Source organism: Sodalis sp. RH16 (assembly GCF_047324245.1).
Classification (GTDB): domain Bacteria; phylum Pseudomonadota; class Gammaproteobacteria; order Enterobacterales; family Enterobacteriaceae; genus Acerihabitans; species Acerihabitans ligni.
The window spans coordinates 833881-853358 of the sequence record NZ_CP178737.1 but is presented as its reverse complement, the minus strand read 5'-3'; the positions used below and the strand labels follow the sequence as shown (position 1 = coordinate 853358).

Here is a 19478-nt window from a genome sequence, read left to right as displayed (position 1 = left end):
TGTATTCACAATGTAAATGCAAGAGCAATGTCTTATCCATTATTTTTTGTGAGTCTGAGAGGAACCGGATGATGAATAAAATAGCGCCCCCTCCTCACTGCAGTTTCGAGCCTGACGACTGGCTGCGGCTGGCCGGCTATTGGTATCCCGTGGCGCGAGCGTGCGATGTGGGCAATGCGCCGCAAAAGGCGACCTTACTGGACGAACAGTTGGTGATTTACCGGCTAAAAGGGCAAATTGTCGTCGCCAGAGACGTCTGTCCGCACCGCGGAGTACCGCTGACGCTGGGATTTCAGGAAGAGGAGGGCATTGTTTGCCCCTATCACGGGCTGCGGTTCGGTGAAAATGGCCGCTGCAACCGGATTCCCTCCAGCCCGGGACAAAGCATTCCGGCAAAGCTCAACCTGACGACATTCCCGGCACGGGAGCGTTATGGGCTGATCTGGACCTGTCTGGCACCGGCGCAAGACACTGACGCTCCGCTGCCGTCGATGCCCCACTGGGACGATGCCGGTTTTCAGCAAATAACCTGCCCCCCGTTCGATGTGGCGGGTTTTGCCGGGCGCCAGGTCGAAGGCTTTTTGGACGTCGCCCATTTTGCCTGGATCCATACCGCAACCTTCGCCGATCCCGACAACCAGGAAGTGCCGGACTATTCCCCCGCTGAAACGCCGTACGGTTTTTCCGTTGATTACTGGAGTACGGTGGGAAATTATCCCGCCAGCGCGGAGCACCGCGGCCCCGAGGGCTTTAAATGGCTGCGCCGTTTCGATATGTATCTGCCGTTCACCGCCACGCTGACCATACATTTTCCCGGCGAGTCGCGGCTGGTCATAATGAACGCGGCCTCCCCCGTTTCCGCCAGAAAGACCCGCATGTTCGCGCCCATCGCCCGTAACTTCGATCTTCATGTACCGGTTGAGGACGTGCATGCCTTTAACCATAAGGTTTTCGAAGAGGACCGGCTGATGGTGGAGACGCAACGGCCGGAACGCCTTCCTCTCGATTTGACGCTGGAGGCGCATATTCCCGCTGACCGGAGCTCCATTGCCTACCGGCGCGGACTGAAAAAACTTGGTTTCGGCGAATTCTTCCTGGTTTGAAATCTATAAGGAAACGGAAATGGAAAAACTTGCCGTTTTTGTCGATGCGCTCTCGCGCCAGGGAGAACATTGCATAGCCGTCAGGCTTACCCCGGAACCGGGGAAATCGCTGCCGGCTTGGGAAGCGGGGGCTCACATTGATCTCCATCTGGCCAACGGGCTTATCAGGCAATATTCCCTGACGGGGCCTCCGGGCGAAACGGATCATTATCTCATCTGCGTTAAAAATGAACGGGATTCCCGCGGGGGTTCGCGCTATCTGCATAATGAACTGCGGTTAGGCCAGCAGATGGAGATTTCACCGCCGCGAAATCTCTTTCCCCTCGAAGAGGCTGACAGCTATCTGCTTATTGCCGGCGGGATCGGTTTGACGCCTCTGCTGGCGATGGCGGAAGAACTGGAGCGCCTTAAGCAACCCTTTGAGCTGCATTATTATGTGAAGCGGAGAAGCCACGTAATATTCCGGGAAAGGCTGGACAGCCATTTTGCCTATGGCCGGTGCCATGTCGGGTCGGGTTGCGAGGGGAGATCGCCGCGGACAGCGTTGCCTGAAGGGCTGGCGCAGCCCGCCGCGGGGAAAAAACTGTATTTGTGCGGCCCAGAGGCGTTTATGTCGCATATCCGCAACAGAGCGCTTGATGCCGGCTGGCGTTCTGAAGACATTCACTCTGAATCATTCCAGCCCCGCGCGCGTAATATACCCTGCACCCAGATAGAGCATGATTTTACCGTAACGCTGAAATCCAGCGGGATGTCTTTTACCGTTCCTCCAGACAAAACCATCGCCGCCGTGCTGCAAGAGCATGGCGTCGATGTGCCCTTGTCCTGTGAAATGGGCATTTGCGGCGCCTGCCTGACGCCGGTGCTGGAGGGTAAAGCGGACCATCGCGACACCGTGCAGTCAGAAACGGAAAAGGCCGGCCATAAGCAGCAGATAACCCTTTGCTGCTCCCGCAGCCTGACCGGCAATTTGGTTATTGATTTGTAGGATTGTCCGTGGCGATGGAGAAGGGGCACATGACGCATCTCCATCGCCCTTGCAGGCGTTAGCCCGTTGATTATTGACACCGCCTCCGAAAGCTGATGCGGTGGTATTAAAATGTTATATAGGTGGTTTTAAAGATGTTGGCAGGAAAGGGAATTTTTCAGGGTGAAGATGAAGTTACCGTTTTCTTTGGTTATTTTACCTCCGGTGGCAGTTAGGTTCGAAGTCAGTTCAAAAAACTCATCGCTGGTCATTGCGAAGGCGAATTCAACTTTTTTTGCCTTGCCCGTTTTGAGGATATTTTCAGCTTCTTTTAACGACGTCGCTTTATAGAAACACATAAGCTTATCCTTTTCTCTGATTGATTTTGGTGAGTTGTTTACCCGAAGTTGCACCAAAACAGTTCATATATCATATTAAATCAAAGATAAACAGATCTGGAGGGGCATGGTGTGGCTTTTTTGCATTTTGCCGGATCATGAAAGCAAAAGGGTTTGAACGTTTAACAATCTTCTGAACGCCAGCGAGCCGCTGTGGGTCAGGGTGACTTCCCTGAAGCCCGGCGTTCTGGTTAACTTCGTCAAAGAACGAAACGTAGCGGAAACTGGGGATGGGGTCTCTCCATTTCTCGGTACATTCACCGTTTTTTTACTTTTATTGCGGCTTCGGATGGACTATTTTGCGCTGACAGGTCGGTAAACAGGATGGCTATTATCATGAAAATCACGGATTTTCCGGTGGAATCTCTCTGTAATGACTCCATTCGACTCATTGCGCCTACGATGAGCAGAGTTGAAGAAATGCTCATTTTGATAAGTCATTTCAATGAATTGCATCATGATTTCCTTTTATGGGCATCCAGGGAAAACAGCCTTGATGATGTTCGGGAAAATATGCGGGCAGCGATACAGGATTTTGCAAAGGATAGTAACGAATACAAATTCCTCATCATCAGTCGCGAAAGCCAAAAACTCTTGGGTTGCATCAGTCTTTTTATTCGTAATCCGCAAATCCCCTATTATGAAATAGGCTATTGGCTTGCAACCGACGTTTTGGGCAAAGGATTGATGACCCAAGCGTGCATTTTGGTGCGAAACCTTGCCCTCGACGTTTTGAAAGCGAACCGGTTGGAAATCAGAACCGCGGGAAAGAATATTCGTAGCGCTGCCGTGGCGCTGCGTTGCGGTTTCAAGCGCGAAGCCGTTCTTTCCAACGAGCGTCTCGATGGCCATGGCCGGTTGGATGACACCCATATCTATCTCTACACGACGGTATGATACCTTGGGATGAAAGCCTCAATGATTATTTGCATGTCTTGACCAACAAAATTAGACCAAGTAGACTCAATGCAGTTGACCAACTTTTTTTGACGCTGGCTTACCGTTAACGCCAAGGGGGCAGTGATGCAAAAAGTAAATCTTTATGATGCAAAAACCCATCTTTCCAGGATTATCTCCAAAGTACAAGAAACGGGAGAAACCTATGTGATAGCTCGCAACGGCAAGCCTATGGCTAAAATCGTCCCTTTGTCGGCAGCGGAAAAAACACCCAGGATTGGCTTTATGAAGGGGAAAATCTCGGCTCCCGATAATTTTAACGAGCTGAACAGTGACGATATTTCCGACCAGTTTTATGGGAAGTAAGAATGCCGGCGAAAAAGGATGATATCAAAAAGTTGCTTTTTGCGGATTATCTATTGGACACCCATGTTTTGATTTGGGCGGCGGGGGAGCCTGAGCGATTGAACAGCAAGGTTATTGATATCCTGTCCAATGAGAAGAACCGTCTGTATTTCTCCGCCGTATCTATCCAGGAGATCGCTATCAAGACCGATTTGAACAAACCTGATTTCAGTATTGATGCCGAGGCATTGACCGAAGGCTTGCTGGAAGCGGGCTATACCGAGCTGCCGATGACGTCGCGACATGCTAGCGGTATCAGTGGCTTGCCGGTGATGCATAAAGATCCGTTCGATCGTCTGTTGGTTGCTCAGGCGAAGGCGGAGAATCTGAACTTTATCACTAACGATGGCATTATCATTAAATTCTGCTCTGATTATATCAACATCGTTGAGTGTGTTTAAAAATTGGCCCATGCCCATGCCCATGCCCATGCCCATGCCCATGCCCATGCCCTTGTTCTTGTTCTTGTCAGGGTTTTAGCCGCTGCCGGCTAGGCCGGCAACCACACATCACTCTGCTGGTTTATTGTTTTCCAGCCACTGCTTTACATCGGTAACCCGAATTCCGTTGCGGGCGTTATAACTCTCTTCTTTCCGCCAGGCCACGCCGTCCGGTCGCGCAAAGGCGAGCCGGTAGGCCGCCGCCACATCGTTTGGCGCGGCTTTTGTCGCCTGCCGCAGGTCATCATGGCTATGCACCTCTAGGGTGAAGGGACGCTGATAATGCTCACTCAACAGCGTGGTCAGCCGGCGGTAGGTAAGGGTATCGCCGGCGATATACACCACTTCATCCTCGATAACGGGCTGGTGGAAAAATATCTTCGCCGTCAGGATGCCGATGTCCTCCGGCGTGGTAAGGGTCAGCCCATAATCCCCATCGCCCGGCGCATGGACCCGATGCCGGGGCATGTCCACCAGCCCGAAGCCGGGTTCGAAAAGATAGCTGGTGAACATGCCCGTGGAAACGATGACCCAGCGGGTCTGGCGCTGGGCGCGTAACATTTGACGCACGGCCAGCTGTTCATCCCACACCGGCTGCCCGCTGTCCAGACCCACCCGATCGTAATCCACGCCAAACTGCCAGGGAAAATAACGTTCCACGCCGGCATCGAGCACTGCTTGGGTAATTTTAAGCTGGGTCCCCGCTCCGCCGACAAAACCGCTGCAATTGATGATGGCGTCATAAGAGGTGAAGCGCTCAGCCAGTTCTTCAGCGGTTTGCCGGCTGAAATCCGCGGTGATTACCGCAACGCCCCAGGCCGCCAGCCGTTGGCGGCGGGTCCGATTCGCCGGACCGTCATCTTTTAACGATGCCGGGCGCAATAATACGGTTAAAAAGATATCGGGATGCCGCTCGCGCTCTTTTACAAAGGCATCAAGCATTGCCATACCCAGTTCTCCGGCGCCGAGAACCAGAATTTTTCGCCATTGACGAGTCATTGAACCGTTCATAGTATCCTCCTGTGGATGTGGCCACATCCTGCCAGCAGGAAACCCATGCCGCAATCAGGTACACAGATGATACCGGGGGAGTGAATGAAACTAGCGAAAGCGCAGATAGCGCAATTCTCTGCCATTTGTGATGCGCTGAGCGATGAGGATGACGACCTGAAGCGGGGGATTCTTGCCCATGCCGGCAACCGCTGGTCGCTGGGGGTGGTGTATGCGTTGGGAACAAGGGGGACGTTGCGTCATGCGGAGCTGATACGGGCATTACCCAAGATTACGCAAAGAATGCTGACCCTGACGTTGCGCCGTCTTGAGCGGGATGGCCTTATCAGCAGGCATGATTATCAGCAGAAAACGCCGCATCCCAGGGTGGAATACGGGCTGACAACGCTGGGAGAAAACATGCTGCTTAATATGCTGCCGCTATGGAACTGGATCATTGAAAATTCGGCGGCCTTTCGCCAGTCCCGCGATGATTTCGCGGCCAGGGAGTTGGGATAACGGCTTATCCGCGGCTGTGGATTTCCCACGGCTAAACCGCCCGAAGCGTTATTTCTTTTTCGATGCTTTGCCTTTTTCCGCCGCTTCATTTTCAATAGGCGGGACCGCGCCGATTTCCGCGCCGGTTATGGGGTTCACCGCCGGGTCGGATGCCGTGCGAAGCGCGAGATTGTCCAGGTTGGCCTGCTGTTTTTTAGGCAACGTCACGCTGGCGCCGCCGTCGCCGCCATCCACCGCCGGCGCCGGTTCGGCCACGTAGTTGAAATTCTCGTCCGAGTTCCAACTGCCCCTGACTTCGCCCCCGTCGGACATATTGAAATAGGTGGCGGCATATTTTTCTATGGGCGGCAGCTTGCCGGGCGGGAAGTTGTCGCGAATGGAATACAACGCTTTCTCAAATGAAATCTGGTGGGCCACTTCACGGGTCATCAGAAAACCCAGCGCGTCTTTGACGCCGGAGTCATCCGTCAGGTTAATCAGGCGTTCATAGATGATTTTGGCGCGGGCTTCCGCCGCGATATTAGAGCGTAAATCCGCCGTGACCTCGCCGATGGTATCGATATAAGCGGCAGTCCAGGGTGCGCCGGCGGAGTTGGTCAATGCCGGCCCGCCGCCGTATAATAGCGCCGTGGTATGGCTGCTGTTGCCATTACCGGTTAATGAACGATAAAGCTCCCCTGCCTGTTCGGTGCCTTCAGCGAGATCGCCTTTGGCGCCTTTATTCAGCATGCCCACCAGGGTACCGATGATTTCCAGATGGCTCAGTTCTTCGGTGGCGATATCCATCAGCAGATCCTTGCGGCCCGGATCCTCATCCCCGATACCTTGGGTAAAATAACGGCATGCCGCCGCCAGTTCTCCCTGCGGGCCGCCGAATTGTTCAAGGAGAAGATTCGCCAGCCCAGGATTAGGATGGGCGACGCGGACGGTGTACTGCAGTTGTTTTACATGTCTAAACATTACTCTCTCCAAAAATCAAAATGACGGGTTCGGCGATTCCTTGCCCTGTGATCCCTGTTTTCTTACTGTTGGCAACGCGTCGCGGCGCATTGCCCGGTAAAATTATTTTTTCGCCTCGACATCCGGCGTATTGGACCGCACCAAAAATTGTTCCGTGAGCGCCGGCAAATGGGTCAGCGCCCAGTCAGCCATAGCGATTTCCTGTTCGCGGATCTGTTCAAAAACACGAGCGCCTTCAATATCCCCGACCAGCTCGGCCGCGGCAATCAGCGAGGTGTAGCAGGCGACTTCGAAGTGTTCAAAGACATAGCCGCTGATCGCACCTTTTATCACTTCATCTTCCGCGGTCATGCCGCCCATTGCCTGGCCAAAGGCCGATAATTTTCCCATCGCGTCTTTCAGCGTAGAGCGGGAAACATCATTACGGTCAATGACTTCATCCAGCAGCACCAGCTGTTGGCGGGTTTCTGCGATATGCTGTTCAATGCGCGCTTTAAGATCGGGATAGTGTTCGATCCTGCCGGCCATTTTTTCCAGCATGCTTTCCGCCTGCTTTTCCATAGCGTGGGCGTCACGCAGCCAATCGTGGTAATTTTCTTCGTAAGTCATGATTCACCTCGTTTTTGATTAACTATTACTACTTATGTAGGGAACGGATTTGAACAAATAAATATTTAGGACTATTCGCATAGGATAAGAATTGAATAATTTGATTTTACTGGAAATAGTAAATGGCAAATTAATAAAAATATTGATTAAATTTAAATGAAAATATTTTCTTGGCTAAAAACGCGTGCTAACCCGAGACTTGTGCTCATGAGATAAAGCGGAAACGAAGTATGCCGACAGGGAGATTGAATCGCGGGAATGAATTAAAAATCGCAAATTATCAACCATTACGGTGAGTATCACACAGATTTAAAGTGTAAAAATGATAAAGAACAAAATACAATACAATTAGATATCGTTATTTTTTTGCAGTCTCTGACGTTTTATAATGCCTGTGTCGTCTATCTAAAGTTAGCTCATCATAAAATTAATGCAAACTCATTACGCTCTTTTTTATTATATACTGTCCTAGGGATATAATTCTGATGGAGTTTTTTAAATTGGAAATTTGACATATTTTAATAGTTCCGCTAGCGGTGTTTATGCAACCGCACGAGAATGACAAAAGGCGGGACATTAAAGCGAAGCGGGTAAAAGTTAATTATTGATCGGAGCCTTTAATAACCTCCTTTCATAACAGCCATTAATCACACCTGTTCATGGCCTTGCCGGGAGCATCAGCCCGCAACCTAATGTCGCGTATTGCCGACGGTCCCGGCCCGGCGCGGTATCAAACGGTCGGCTGTCTTCTCTGGACATGGGATTCAAGCCGGTTAAAAAAATCGGTGATAATAACGTCGCGCTCAATATAAGAAATATAGCGGATAAGATGCCTGGCGGGGTCGGCGCTCCAGGTGCCTTGCGCCGTTAATAACGGCGCGGGCGTCAGGCCGCTGTGCATGGACTCCGGATGCAGCAGCCAGCCGACGGCGGCCATATCCCAAATTTCTTTTGACCAGCCTTTGTGTTCGCGGCTGTACTCCTTGAAGCGTAATGACAAGAAGGCGCCGATGTCGCCGCAGGGTTCGACGTAGCGTTCGATTTCCGGCACGGTAGAGCGCAGGTGCGTGGTGATGCCTTTGCAGGGAATCAGCACCAGGGGAACGCCGCTGTCCAGCAGGATCTGCGCGCCGCCGATATCCTGCCGCAGGTTGAATTCCAGGGTATCGGGCCAGTTTAACGCATGGCCCCCCAGCCATATGACGACGATACGATCGATGATATCCGGCGCCTTCAGCAGTGCGGAGGCGATATTGCTGATGGCGGCAATCGCCACCACGTAGAGCGGCGACTGCGGCGAGGCGCCGCGGGCGGCGCCAATCAGGTGATCCACCGCCTCCGCCTCGCGGGCTTCCTTTGCCGCGCCGACGTATGAGGTCACGCCCTTGAGCACCGGGACGGTGCCTTGCATGCCCAGCCGTTCCAGCAGGCGGTTGATTTCCTCGAAGCTCAGTTCCATGCCCCGGGCGGGATTATCCGCGCGCTGGTTGGAAAAGGGCGCGGCGTAGAGTGCTTCAACCGTCACCTTGTCCGGCGACAGCAGGGCCTGGACAATGGCGAACTGATCGTCTATTTCATTAAACGCATCGGTATCAAGCACCATGCGCACCTTGCCCTGGGGCGGCGTTAATAACCTGACCCGCTCGGTTTCATTAAGACTCATTTTTCAGATCCTTAGCCTTGCGGCATCCGCGTTATTCTTTATTGCCGGCGGCAGCCACCGACGGCGTGAAGTATTTCTGGAAAATCACCAGCACCAGCATGGGAATCACCGACGTAAACAGCGCGCCGGCAAAAATCAATCCCCATTGGGTGCCGGTAGTGGCCGAGAACTGCGCGATGGCGACGGCGGCCATTTGATACTGCGGCGACGGCGCGATCAGCAGCGGCCAGAGGAATGATTGCCATTGGAAAATAAACAGGATAAGTCCGGCGCCGATCATGGCCGGTTTCGACAGCGGCAGGTAGATGCGCAGAAAAATCGCCGTCCAGCCCATGCCGTCGAGAAAGGCGGCCTCGGATAGCTCTTTCGGAATTCCCAAAAAGAACTGGCGTAATAAAAACACGGCAATACCATTGCCGATACCGGGTAACACCAAGCCGGTATAGCTGTTATCCAGCCTGAGCAGATGGAATATCTGATACAAAGGCAGGGCGATGGCGTCGAAGGGAATAAGGAAACTGACCACCATAATGGCGAAAACGACGCCACGCCCTTTGAATTCGATGCATGCCAGGGCGAAGGCCGCCGCCGAGCACACCGCCAGTCCGATGATGACCGTCACGGCGGTCACCAGCACCGAATTGCCGATGGCCAGCAAAAACGGGCTCTGCACCAGGGCGATGACCTGTGACCAGGTGGCCCGGTCCGGGAACAGCGTGCGGATGCTGATGGGGGACAGATAACGGAAAATTTCCTCGCTGGGCCTGAAGGCGCTCACGCCGGTCCACCAGAGCGGCAGGATGAAGAAGGCCACGATGATAAGCAGCGTGACCAGACGAAGCCCGCGGCGAGAGAGGGATGGGCTCATCGTACGCCTCCTTTTTGCATCAGTTTGAACTGAAGGCCGACGATGGCAATCACCAGAATCATCAGAATCACCGTGGACGCATAGGCGCTGCTGGGGTCGCCGAAGGAAAAGGCCTGGGTATAGATCTCTTCCATGATCAGATTGGTTGAATCCTGGGGGCCGCCCTTGGTGAGAATCTGCACCGGCGCGAATACCAGAAAATTGGCTACCGTATTGGCCACCAGCACAAAGGTCAGCGGGCGTCGCAGCTGCGGCAGCGTGACATAGCGGAATTTTTGCCAGGCGTTGGCGCCGTCAATCTCTATGGCATCGTACAGGGCCTGGGGAATATCCTGTAAACCGGCCACCAGGAAGGTCATCCAGTAGCCTACCCCCACCCAACTGACAATCAGGATAATGGAGGCCAGGGCCTGATCGGGGGAGGTGACAAACGGCTGGGAAGCGATGCCCAAGGCGTTGAGTAAACCATTGACGGGGCCGTCCGGCCGCAGTCCCACTCCCCATACCACCGCGGAAACGCTTTGCGGGATGGCCACCGGCAGCAGGATAAGCGTGCGCCACAGGCCTATCAGCGGCAGCGCGGCGTTGGTCAGCAGCGCCAGGGCCAGGGCGATGGCGATTTGCAGCGGATTGACGATAATGGAAAACAGCAGCGTCACTTTTAATGAGGCAATGAATTCGGGATCGGTGAGGATATACAGGTAATTGCTCAGTCCGTATTTGCCGGAAATGGGATCCACCAACGATTCATGGATGGCGAGCACCGCCGGCCAGAGGCGCAGTACCGCCACGCAGAGCAGCGCCGGACCGAGAAATATAAACAGTTGCACCCATTTTTGATTCAATTTACTGCCCATGGCATACCCCTATTCGTTATTTAATCCGTGCAAAAGAGCGGTTCAAGCGCAGCTGCGCGCGCTCAAGGGTCTGCTTGCTGTCGGCGCCGTTTCGGATATCGCTGAATGCCCGGTCGATGATGGTTTCAAATATGACGTACCCTTTGGTACGCGGCCGGCTGACGGCGGTATGGGCCAACTCGTAGGAAACGATGCTTGAGATCGGACCAATCTTGCTGTCCATGGTGGACAGATTGCCGATGTAGCGCTTGAAGGCGACGTTATTGACCGGGGGCAGCGGGTTATTGATGACTGTGCTGTACGAGCCCTCGGGATCGATGGAGATGAATTCGGCGAACAGCTTCGCTTCACGGGCGTGGGCGGAGTGCGGATTGATCCCCACTGCCCACGAGTCGGTGGGCGTGCTGGGACTGCCGCCGGCGAAATAGGGCATGGGCGCCACGCCGTAATGCAGGGAAGCGACCTTGTTGAAGCGGCCGATATTCCAGGGCCCGCCGACAAAAAACGCGACTTTGCCGTCCCCGAACAGATCCGGCGTCTGCTCCGGCGTGACCCCCCGCGGCGCGATATGCTTGATATACAGAGAGCGATACCAGTCGCTGACCTGTTGCCACCCGCCGCTGGTTAAATCAGCGGTCAGCGCGTCGTTGCCCTTCAGGCCGCTGCCGGCGCCATAAGAGATATACAGCGACAGCAGCTGGTAGTAGCGATCCACCTGTTCGAATGAAAATCCCCAGGGAGCGCCCGCCTGCTGCGCCTGTTGAGCCTGGCCGACCAACTGTTGCCAGGTCAGGCGCCGGGCGGGATCCGCCGACGGGTACGGAATATGGGCGGCATTGAGCAAATCGCGGTTGAAGTACATTATCTGGGTCGAGGTCCACAGCGGATAGGCATAGATTTTGCCTTGGTAGCTGACCGCCTGGATGGCCTTATCGCCGGCGATGTTTTCCAGCTTGGCCCGTTCATCCTCCAGGGGCGCAAGATAGGATTTCGATGCCAGTTCGGTCACGCGCGGAACGTCCACCGCGTACAGGTCGAGGTCTTTATCGCCGGAGCCGATACGCGCGGCGACCTGCGCGCTCAGATTATCAAAAGGCACCTGTTGATACTCGATATGGATATTTTTATGCTGCCGTTCAAACAGGGCGATGGCCGGGGCAAAGGTATCGGGTCGCTCCGCCGTGAGAAAGGTTACCGTGGTTTTCGCCTGCTCCTGCGCCGCGCAGGGCTGAGTCAGCGCCGCCGCGGCGACGGATAATATTGCGCCGATGCCCTTGGGGTTGAATATCAACACGGCACGCCCTCCCGCAACGATTTCTGGCTTTGCGCGTCAAACAGATGAATATGCTCCGGCAGGATGCCCAGCCGCAGGCGCTGGCCGGCTTCGATGGACCGGTAGCCGTCCACCATCAGCGACAAAGACATGTTTTGTCCGATACGCGCGCTCACCAGGCTATAGGCGCCTGAGGGTTCATTGAACAGGACCGTGGCCTCCAGGGGCAATCCCGGTCCGTCGATCACCAGGTTCTCCGGCCGGATGCCGAGGGTGACCGCCTGCCGGTCGGGCAGGGTAAAGGGCAACCGCAGCGTAACATCCTCTGCCAGAACCAGCGATGTCTCCCCGGCGGCGGTTCGCACCGTGGCCGGCAGCAGGTTCATGGACGGCGAGCCGATAAAGGTGGCGACAAACTGGTTTTTAGGCCGCAGATACAGCTCCATCGGCGGTCCTACCTGCTCGATAACGCCGCGGTTAAGCACCACGATGCGGTCCGCCAGCGTCATGGCTTCCAACTGATCGTGGGTAACATAAATCAGGGTGGTGGCCAATGTGCGATGCAGGCTTTTTATCTCGATACGCATTTGGGCGCGCAGCTTGGCGTCCAGGTTCGACAGGGGTTCATCAAACAGGAACACCGAGGGTTCCCGCACAATGGCGCGTCCCATGGCGACGCGCTGGCGCTGTCCGCCGGAGAGCTGCGACGGCCGTCTGTCCAGCAACTCTTCGATTTCCAGCAGCTTGACGGCTTTGTCCACGCGTTCATCGATTTCTTTTTTGCCCAGTCCGGCGATTTCAAGATTCAGGCTGATATTACGCCGTACCGTCATATGGGGATAAAGTGCGTAGTTCTGGAATACCATGGCGATGTTTCTGTCTTTCGGCCGCAGCGCATTCACCACCTTATCGTCTATCAGTATTTGCCCCTTGGAGGCGGTTTCCAGGCCGGAAATGATCCGCAGCAGGGTGGATTTACCGCAGCCGGAGGGGCCCACCAGGGCGATGAATTCGCCGTCTTCGATGGTCAAATCAATACCGTCGATAACCCGGTGGCCATGGAACTCTTTTTCGATATTGTTTAACGCGACTCTGCTCATAGCGGCATGTTGTCCTTACGACCTGTAGCGAAATAGCCGGGTATCGGGATGTGGACGTTAACCCGGTAAACGGATTATCTCTGGCTCAAACGGCTGACCGCCTGCTGATGGCTGGGCATGTTGGACGCCCCTTCCAGCTCCACCGCCAGCGACGCGAAGGCACAGGCATAGGTGGCCGCCTGCAATAGGGGCCGGCCGTCCGCCAGGGCGGCGGCCAGCGCGCCGTTGAACGCATCTCCGGCGCCGGTGCTGTCAATACACAGGGCGGGGAAGGCATGGATAAGCTGGAATTGATTATTCTGGTACAGCAGCGCCCCTTGGGAACCCAGCGTAATGATGACCTGTGGCACCCCCAGGGCGACAATAGCCAGCGCGGCTTTTTTTGCGCTGTGGATGTCGGTGACCTCGATGCCGGAAAGCTGCGAGGCTTCCGTTTCATTGGGGGTAACCAAATCAATATAGGGCAGGCATTGCACAACCTCTTGGGAATAAGGCGCGGGATTCATAACAATAGTGACACCCATCGCCTTGGCTAATTTTATCGCGCCTAAAATAGCGGAAATATTATTTTCCAATTGCACCAGTAAAACATTTGATTCCGACAGCTCAGCGGCCATTTCCGCAATTTCTTCATCCGTGATGGTTTTATTCGCACCCGGATATATCGCGATCATATTTTCTCCATTTTCGTCGGAAACATAAATAATCGCATTGCCGGTGGGTTCCGTTTCCGACTGATAAAGCCGAAACGAATGAATGGCGGAAGAAGCCAGGTGATCGCAGGCGAACTGGCTGAATTGATCCTTGCCGACTTTTGACACAAAATGCACTCTGGCGCCGGCCCGGCTGGCGGCGGTGGCCTGGTTGGAGCCCTTTCCCCCCGGACCGAGATTGCTGCTTTCCGCCAGCAGTGATTCACCGCCCCGGGGAAAGCGTTTTACCTTGGCCACAATATCGACATTAAAAGAACCGAGAATACAGACTCTGCCGCTCATTGGATTTTTCCTTTTTTTATCGCGCTTATATTTTTTGCTTTGCACGCGCTGCAATAAAACGTCGAAATTACCGCTTGCCGGTGATATCAGGCTGCGATAAAGCCCGCAGCGAATAACCATGGCTCCCCCATGGCAGCGTTTTAATCCTCCCTGGCTTGCAAGCAGGCGTAAATCAGCCCGTATGGTTTCTTTGGTGACGCCAAACATATTCGACAAAAACGGCACGCTGGCGCGTTCATGTTTATCTAAATAGTCAAGGATGCCTTTTCGTCTCTCTTCAGCAAACATAAGGACCTCTTCACCGGATGGTCTTAATGGTAGGAAGTAAACTTTGTCGGTAAAGTGATCTCTAGCATGTAATATTCAGGAAAACAAAAACAAACAAAAATTTAACACTTGTTTTATCGATACCGGCATGGAGTCGATCGCTATTCAGCAATAGTGCTAAGCTGTTATTCAATGTCTGTCCGGAGCTGCCGCGGCCTGCCGTTCGCCTGAGCCCGGGATGCGGGAACGGTTGGCCCGCCGGCCTTTGCAAGGATCTTGTCATGAAGAAAACCGGTCTGAAGTCGAGTGGACACTGTTTACCAACCGCGTATCCCGTCCCGATACGGGTTCGGTACCGCACCATCAGGCGTCGATAAGCGATGGCAAAGCCAGGACAGACTTCCCCGGATCCCCTAAGCCGGTTCCAGCCCGCCACCAGGGACTGGTTCGCTTCGGCGTTCCCGGCGCCTACGCCTGCGCAACAGGCCGCCTGGGCGGCGATCGGCGCCGGCCACTGCACGCTGGTGATTGCGCCCACCGGGTCGGGCAAGACGCTGGCGGCCTTTTTACACGCCATTGACGCACTGTTCCGGGAGCGTGAAAACGATCCTGCCCGGCCGCGCCAAACCGCCACCCGCGTGGTATACATCTCTCCCATCAAGGCGCTGGGGGCCGATGTGCGGCGCAATTTGAGCGTGCCGCTGGACGGCGTCAGCGCCAGGCGCCGGCAGCGGGGGGATCCCCAGGTGGCACTGACGGTGGGGATGCGCACCGGCGACACGCCCGCCGCTGAACGCGCCGGCCTGCAGCGCAAACCGCCGGATATTCTGATCACCACCCCCGAGTCGCTGTACCTGATGCTGACCTCCAAAGCGCGCGAGACCCTGCGCGGCGTGACCACGGTGATTATCGACGAGATCCATGCGGTGGCCGGTTCCAAGCGCGGTTCCCATCTGGCGCTGAGCCTGGAGCGGCTGGACGCATTGCTGCCCGCGCCCGCTGCGCGCATCGGCCTGTCGGCGACGGTGCGCCCGGTAGAACGCGTGGCCGGTTTTTTGGGTGGCGCAATGCCGGTCACCGTTATCAATCCGCCGTCTCGCCGTCCCCTGGAGGTGAAAATCGTGGTGCCGGTGGAGGATATGACCGATATACCGGCCCGGGGCGATGCCTCGCCGGAGACCGGCGGGCCCGGCCGGCCGGGGTCGATTTGGCCCCATGTGGAAGCCAGTGTCCTGGAACAGATTCTCGCCTGCCATTCCACCATCGTGTTTACCAATTCCCGCGGACTGGCGGAGAGGCTGACGGCGCGCCTCAATGAACGCTATGCCGAGCATTACGCCCATTCATCCTTACCGGAAGAGTCGCCCGTGAATTACCTTTCTTCCTCGGGGGGCACCGGAAAGCGCGCCGCCGGCGAGCCGCCCGCCGTCGCCCGGTCCCATCACGGCTCGGTGTCGAAGGAGCAGCGGGCGGAGATTGAAATCGCGCTTAAATCCGGCGAACTGCGCTGCGTGGTGGCCACCTCCAGCCTGGAGCTCGGCATTGATATGGGTTTGGTGGATCAGGTCATCCAGGTTGGCGCGCCGCCCTCGGTGGCCAGCGCGCTGCAGCGGGTGGGGCGGGCCGGACATCAGGTGGGAGGCGTCTCCTCCGGGGTGTTTTATCCCCGTACCCGGCGCGATTTGATCGACACCGCGGTCACGGTGGAACGCATGCTGGCGGGGTCTCTGGAAGCGGTGGCGCCGCCCCGCAATCCTTTGGACGTTCTGGCGCAGCATACCGTTGCCGCCGTGTCTATGGGGCCGCTTAACATTGAGGACTGGTATGCCATGGTGCGGCGCGCGGATCCGTTTCGCGCGTTGCCCCGCAGCGCCTTCGACGCCACTCTGGACATGCTGGCGGGCCGCTATCCGTCGGAAGCGTTTGGTGAATTCCGCCCGCGCCTGGTGTGGGATCGCGGCAGCGGCACGCTGACCGCCCGCCCGGGCGCGCAGCAATTGGCGGTGACCAGCGGCGGCACGATTCCGGATCGCGGCATGTTCAGCGTGATCCTGCCGGAAGGCGAGGAGCAGCGCGGCGCGCGGCGGGTGGGCGAGCTGGACGAGGAGATGGTCTACGAGTCGCGGGTCAACGACGTGATTACGCTTGGGGCGACCTCCTGGCGAATCCAGCAGATCACCCACGATCAGGTGGTGGTGATCCCGGCGCCGGGACGTTCCGCCCGACTGCCGTTCTGGCATGGCGATAACCCGGGCCGTCCGGCGGAATTAGGCGAAGCCATCGGCGCCTTCCTGCGCGAAGTGGAGGAAGCCACGGCGGGCAAGGGGGATCCGCTGCATAAGGATAGTCCGCTGGCGGCGCGCCTCCAAACCGCCGGCCTGGATGAAAACGCCGTTAATAATCTGCTGCAGCTGGTGGCGGAGCAGCGGGAGGCCACCGAGGCGCTGCCCACCGACCGGACGCTGGTAATCGAGCGCTGCCGCGATGAGAGCGGCGACTGGCGGGTGATGCTGCACTCTTCCTATGGGCAGCGCGTGCATGCTCCCTGGGCGCTGGCCATCGCCGCGCGTATTCACCGGCGTTTGAAAATCGATCCTTCCGTCGTCGCCAGCGATGACGGCATCATTATTCGCATACCGGACGGCGTGGGCCGCCTGCCCGGCGCGGAACTGTTTGTTTTCGACCCCCATGCCCTGGCGCAAATCGTCACCGATGCGGTGGGGCAGTCGGCGCTATTTGTCGCGCGCTTTCGCGAATGCGCGGCGCGCGCCCTGCTGCTGCCGCGCCGCCGTCCCGGCAAGCGCTCGCCGCTGTGGCAGCAGCGCTTGCGCGCCGGCCAACTGCTGGAGATTGCCCGGGAGCATGACGATTTCCCGCTTATCATCGAGACCGCCAGAGAGTGTTTGCAGGATGTTTACGACCTGGCCGCACTAGAGGCGCTGATGCAGCGGCTGCATGACGGCGCGATACGGCTGCAGGAGGTCACCACCGAAATCCCTTCGCCGTTTGCCGCCGATTTGCTGTTCGGCTACGTGGGTGAGTTCATGTATCAGGGGGATGTGCCCCTGGCCGAACGGCGGGCGTCTGTGCTGTCTTTGGACAGCGGCCTGCTCGGCGAACTGCTGGGGCAGGTGGATTTGGGCGAGTTGCTTGATCCCCGGGTGGTGGAACGGGTGGAGCAGGAGTTGCAGCGCACCGCCGCGGGCACCCAGGCCAAGGGCGCCGAGGGGCTGGTGGATCTGCTGCGCGAACTGGGTCCGCTGTCGCTTGCGGAAATCGCCGGTCGTTTGTCCGGCGAGGATCCCGCTGATTATCTGGCGCCGCTGGAGGCGGCCCGGCGGATTATCGCCGTGCGCATAGCCGACGAGGGGCGCTGGGCCGGCATAGAGGATGCCGCCCGTTTGCGCGACGGGCTGGGGGTGGCGTTGCCGCCGGGCATTCCTGACGTATTTCTGCAAGCGGCGAGCGATCCCTTGCGCGAACTGCTCGGCCGCTATGCCCGCACCCATGGCCCCTTCGCCTCGGCGCAGCCGGCGGCGCGCCTTGGGCTGGGAGTGGCCGTGGTCAATGAGCAGTTGGAGCGCCTGCGGGATCAGGGCAGGATTTTGCCCTGTAACGTCGATGCCGGATCCGCACGCCGGTGGGTATGGGATGAAGTATTCCGCCGTTTGCGGGCGCGTTCTTTGCAGGCGGCCCGCGAAGCGACCCGGCCGGTGCCGCAGGAAACCTTTGTGCGGCTGGTGCTGGAGCGTCAGGGGCTGCTGGCCGACGCCGCTTTCCCGGCCACGATACCAGCGCTTGCCGCGGGGCAGGGCGCGTTTGAGGGTATCGAGGGCGTAGCGCGGGTCATCGAACAACTGGCGGGTATTGCGTTGCCGGCTTCGCTGTGGGAGCGCCAGATTCTGCCCGGCCGCGTGCATGACTATCGGCCGGCCATGCTGGACGAACTCATCGCCGCCGGCGAAGTGCTGTGGGCCGGCCATGGCGCGCAGGGAGACGACGACGGGCTGGTCTCGCTGCATCTGCGCGAGCTGGCCGGCGAAACGCTGCCCGTCACGGGTGACAGTGCGGATGATGAGGCCGGCGTACCCATTTCTTCCCCGTTGCAACAGGCCATTCTCAACGTGCTGGCGGATGGCGGCGCCTATTTTGTCCGCCAGCTGGTCACCCTTGCCCAGGGGCATCTGATGGAGGCTTTTGCCCGGGAAACGGCCGAACCAGGGAGCGCGGCGGAGGTCACCGCCGCCGAAGTGGCGGAAGCACTGTGGGATCTGGCCTGGCAAGGCCGCGTCACCAGCGACACCTGGTCGCCGCTGCGCGCGCTGACCGGTGTGCGCACGCCGGTACGTTCGCGCCCTGTCCGCTCACCGCGCCACCGTCGCCAGGTGGCGGGGTGGGTGCCGGTGTGGCAGCCGTCCAAACCGGTATCGGCGAGAAACGCCCGCTTTGGCGATGCGGCCCTGGCCGGACGCTGGTCGCTGCTGGCCGGCGAACCGGTCAACCCCACCGTCAGAACGCTGACCCTGGTGGAGAATCTTTTCGATCGCTATGGCGTGATAAGCCGCGGCGTGGCGGTGGCGGAGCAGCTGCCGGGGGGCTTTCCCGCGCTTACGCCGGTGTTGCGGCGCATGGAAGAGGCGGGTCGAGTGCTGCGCGGCCGCTTTATCAGCGGACTGGGGGCGGCGCAGTTCGCCGATAAAGACTGCATCGAGCGTCTGCGCGAGCTGGCGGAGGCGTCCTCCGGCGAACCGGTAGCGGTGGCGCTGTCCGCCAACGATCCGGCCAATCCCTTCGGCTGGCTGTTGCCCTGGCCCTCCCACCCTTCAGGTATCCGTCCGGCCCGGCGCGGCGGCGCCCTGGTGGTCATCTGCAACGGCCGCCTGGCATGCTATCTGGGGCAGGGCGGCCGCCAATTACTGACCTTTGCCGGCAAAAAAGAGGCATTTGATAAAAATGACGCGGAATCCGCCGGATGGTTTGCCGCCGTACTGCGGGCGCTGGCGGCCGCGCTGAAACGCGAGCCGCGCCGGAGTTTTACCCTGGAAGATGTCGATGGCCGGCCGGCGGGCGCCAGCCCTGCGGCGGATGCCCTGTCCGCCGCCGGCTTTTCGCGCGCACCAAAGGGGTACGCCTGGTATGGGTGAGGCGGAATGGCCGTATCAGCCGG

Annotated in this window: 17 protein-coding genes; 7 read left to right on the top strand and 10 right to left on the bottom strand. The window is 57.5% G+C overall.

Annotation, left to right across the window (positions count from 1 at the left end):
* Positions 1-68 precede the first annotated feature (68 nt).
* Both hpxD and ACL2XJ_RS04010 read left to right on the top strand, forming a co-directional pair.
* Positions 69-1103 (top strand): molybdenum cofactor-independent xanthine hydroxylase subunit HpxD, encoded by a 1035-nt coding sequence (gene hpxD / locus ACL2XJ_RS04015; RefSeq protein ID WP_413725698.1) that lies wholly within the window; start codon positions 69-71, stop codon positions 1101-1103.
* Between the two features lie 19 nt (positions 1104-1122).
* The gene (locus ACL2XJ_RS04010) at positions 1123-2091 is read left to right on the top strand and encodes a PDR/VanB family oxidoreductase (protein ID WP_413725697.1); all 969 of its coding nucleotides are present in this window, start codon (positions 1123-1125) and stop codon (positions 2089-2091) included.
* Positions 2092-2219: 128 nt separating this feature from the next.
* Here ACL2XJ_RS04010 and ACL2XJ_RS04005 read toward each other — a convergent pair whose 3' ends face one another.
* Positions 2220-2429, bottom strand: a complete 210-nt coding sequence (locus ACL2XJ_RS04005) for a hypothetical protein (protein WP_413725696.1) — start codon at positions 2427-2429, stop codon at positions 2220-2222.
* 375 nt (positions 2430-2804) lie between these two features.
* Between ACL2XJ_RS04005 and ACL2XJ_RS04000 the strand changes: the two genes are divergently transcribed.
* The 3 genes from ACL2XJ_RS04000 to ACL2XJ_RS03990 all read left to right on the top strand — a co-directional run bounded on the left by ACL2XJ_RS04000 (position 2805) and on the right by ACL2XJ_RS03990 (position 4171).
* Positions 2805-3365, top strand: coding sequence for a GNAT family N-acetyltransferase (locus ACL2XJ_RS04000; RefSeq protein ID WP_413725695.1), 561 nt, complete (start codon positions 2805-2807; stop codon positions 3363-3365).
* A gap of 126 nt (positions 3366-3491) precedes the next feature.
* Positions 3492-3731: a type II toxin-antitoxin system Phd/YefM family antitoxin gene (locus ACL2XJ_RS03995; protein WP_132925394.1), complete on the top strand. Its 240-nt coding sequence runs from the start codon at positions 3492-3494 to the stop codon at positions 3729-3731.
* Positions 3732-3733: 2 nt separating this feature from the next.
* Positions 3734-4171: a type II toxin-antitoxin system VapC family toxin gene (locus tag ACL2XJ_RS03990; protein WP_413725694.1), complete on the top strand. Its 438-nt coding sequence runs from the start codon at positions 3734-3736 to the stop codon at positions 4169-4171.
* Positions 4172-4279: 108 nt separating this feature from the next.
* Here the strand turns inward: ACL2XJ_RS03990 and ACL2XJ_RS03985 are convergent, their stop codons facing one another.
* On the bottom strand, positions 4280-5221 hold the full coding sequence (locus ACL2XJ_RS03985) for an aromatic alcohol reductase (protein ID WP_413725693.1): 942 nt from the start codon (positions 5219-5221) through the stop codon (positions 4280-4282).
* 84 nt (positions 5222-5305) lie between these two features.
* On the opposite strand from ACL2XJ_RS03985, the gene ACL2XJ_RS03980 reads away from it, so the two are divergent.
* Complete coding sequence (locus ACL2XJ_RS03980; protein ID WP_413725692.1) at positions 5306-5719, top strand: winged helix-turn-helix transcriptional regulator; 414 nt, start codon at positions 5306-5308, stop codon at positions 5717-5719.
* Between the two features lie 48 nt (positions 5720-5767).
* Here the strand turns inward: ACL2XJ_RS03980 and ACL2XJ_RS03975 are convergent, their stop codons facing one another.
* The 8 genes from ACL2XJ_RS03975 to ACL2XJ_RS03940 form a co-directional block, all read right to left on the bottom strand.
* Positions 5768-6679, bottom strand: a complete 912-nt coding sequence (locus ACL2XJ_RS03975; protein ID WP_413725691.1) for a manganese catalase family protein — start codon at positions 6677-6679, stop codon at positions 5768-5770.
* Positions 6680-6781: 102 nt separating this feature from the next.
* Positions 6782-7288, bottom strand: a complete 507-nt coding sequence (locus tag ACL2XJ_RS03970; protein ID WP_413725690.1) for a ferritin-like domain-containing protein — start codon at positions 7286-7288, stop codon at positions 6782-6784.
* Positions 7289-8018: 730 nt separating this feature from the next.
* A complete protein-coding gene (locus ACL2XJ_RS03965; protein WP_413725689.1) occupies positions 8019-8951 on the bottom strand; it encodes a nucleoside hydrolase in 933 nt (310 codons plus the stop codon).
* A 31-nt stretch (positions 8952-8982) separates the two neighbouring features.
* Positions 8983-9819, bottom strand: coding sequence for a carbohydrate ABC transporter permease (locus ACL2XJ_RS03960; RefSeq protein ID WP_132925407.1), 837 nt, complete (start codon positions 9817-9819; stop codon positions 8983-8985).
* A complete protein-coding gene (locus tag ACL2XJ_RS03955) occupies positions 9816-10676 on the bottom strand; it encodes a carbohydrate ABC transporter permease (RefSeq protein WP_413725688.1) in 861 nt (286 codons plus the stop codon). Before ACL2XJ_RS03955 ends, ACL2XJ_RS03960 begins: the two co-directional genes overlap by 4 nt.
* 16 nt (positions 10677-10692) lie before the next feature.
* Complete coding sequence (locus ACL2XJ_RS03950) at positions 10693-11970, bottom strand: extracellular solute-binding protein (RefSeq protein WP_413725687.1); 1278 nt, start codon at positions 11968-11970, stop codon at positions 10693-10695.
* A complete protein-coding gene (locus ACL2XJ_RS03945; protein WP_413725686.1) occupies positions 11964-13049 on the bottom strand; it encodes an ABC transporter ATP-binding protein in 1086 nt (361 codons plus the stop codon). The genes ACL2XJ_RS03950 and ACL2XJ_RS03945 overlap by 7 nt, the downstream gene beginning before the upstream one ends.
* Before the next feature lie 74 nt (positions 13050-13123).
* A complete protein-coding gene (locus ACL2XJ_RS03940; RefSeq protein WP_132925414.1) occupies positions 13124-14332 on the bottom strand; it encodes a PfkB family carbohydrate kinase in 1209 nt (402 codons plus the stop codon).
* Between the two features lie 359 nt (positions 14333-14691).
* Between ACL2XJ_RS03940 and ACL2XJ_RS03935 the strand changes: the two genes are divergently transcribed.
* Complete coding sequence (locus tag ACL2XJ_RS03935; RefSeq protein WP_413725685.1) at positions 14692-19455, top strand: ATP-dependent helicase; 4764 nt, start codon at positions 14692-14694, stop codon at positions 19453-19455.
* Positions 19456-19478: the final 23 nt, after the last annotated feature.

Bases quoted from the DNA above. Each gene is read 5' to 3' on its own strand.
- hpxD (WP_413725698.1), top strand. From the start codon at position 69: ATGATGAATAAAATAGCGCCCCCTCCTCACTGCAGTTTCGAGCCTGAC.
- ACL2XJ_RS04010 (WP_413725697.1), top strand. From the start codon at position 1,123: ATGGAAAAACTTGCCGTTTTTGTCGATGCGCTCTCGCGCCAGGGAGAA.
- ACL2XJ_RS04005 (WP_413725696.1), bottom strand. From the start codon at position 2,429: ATGTGTTTCTATAAAGCGACGTCGTTAAAAGAAGCTGAAAATATCCTC.
- ACL2XJ_RS04000 (WP_413725695.1), top strand. From the start codon at position 2,805: ATGAAAATCACGGATTTTCCGGTGGAATCTCTCTGTAATGACTCCATT.
- ACL2XJ_RS03995 (WP_132925394.1), top strand. From the start codon at position 3,492: ATGCAAAAAGTAAATCTTTATGATGCAAAAACCCATCTTTCCAGGATT.
- ACL2XJ_RS03990 (WP_413725694.1), top strand. From the start codon at position 3,734: ATGCCGGCGAAAAAGGATGATATCAAAAAGTTGCTTTTTGCGGATTAT.
- ACL2XJ_RS03985 (WP_413725693.1), bottom strand. From the start codon at position 5,221: ATGAACGGTTCAATGACTCGTCAATGGCGAAAAATTCTGGTTCTCGGC.
- ACL2XJ_RS03980 (WP_413725692.1), top strand. From the start codon at position 5,306: ATGAAACTAGCGAAAGCGCAGATAGCGCAATTCTCTGCCATTTGTGAT.
- ACL2XJ_RS03975 (WP_413725691.1), bottom strand. From the start codon at position 6,679: ATGTTTAGACATGTAAAACAACTGCAGTACACCGTCCGCGTCGCCCAT.
- ACL2XJ_RS03970 (WP_413725690.1), bottom strand. From the start codon at position 7,288: ATGACTTACGAAGAAAATTACCACGATTGGCTGCGTGACGCCCACGCT.
- ACL2XJ_RS03965 (WP_413725689.1), bottom strand. From the start codon at position 8,951: ATGAGTCTTAATGAAACCGAGCGGGTCAGGTTATTAACGCCGCCCCAG.
- ACL2XJ_RS03960 (WP_132925407.1), bottom strand. From the start codon at position 9,819: ATGAGCCCATCCCTCTCTCGCCGCGGGCTTCGTCTGGTCACGCTGCTT.
- ACL2XJ_RS03955 (WP_413725688.1), bottom strand. From the start codon at position 10,676: ATGGGCAGTAAATTGAATCAAAAATGGGTGCAACTGTTTATATTTCTC.
- ACL2XJ_RS03945 (WP_413725686.1), bottom strand. From the start codon at position 13,049: ATGAGCAGAGTCGCGTTAAACAATATCGAAAAAGAGTTCCATGGCCAC.
- ACL2XJ_RS03940 (WP_132925414.1), bottom strand. From the start codon at position 14,332: ATGTTTGCTGAAGAGAGACGAAAAGGCATCCTTGACTATTTAGATAAA.
- ACL2XJ_RS03935 (WP_413725685.1), top strand. From the start codon at position 14,692: ATGGCAAAGCCAGGACAGACTTCCCCGGATCCCCTAAGCCGGTTCCAG.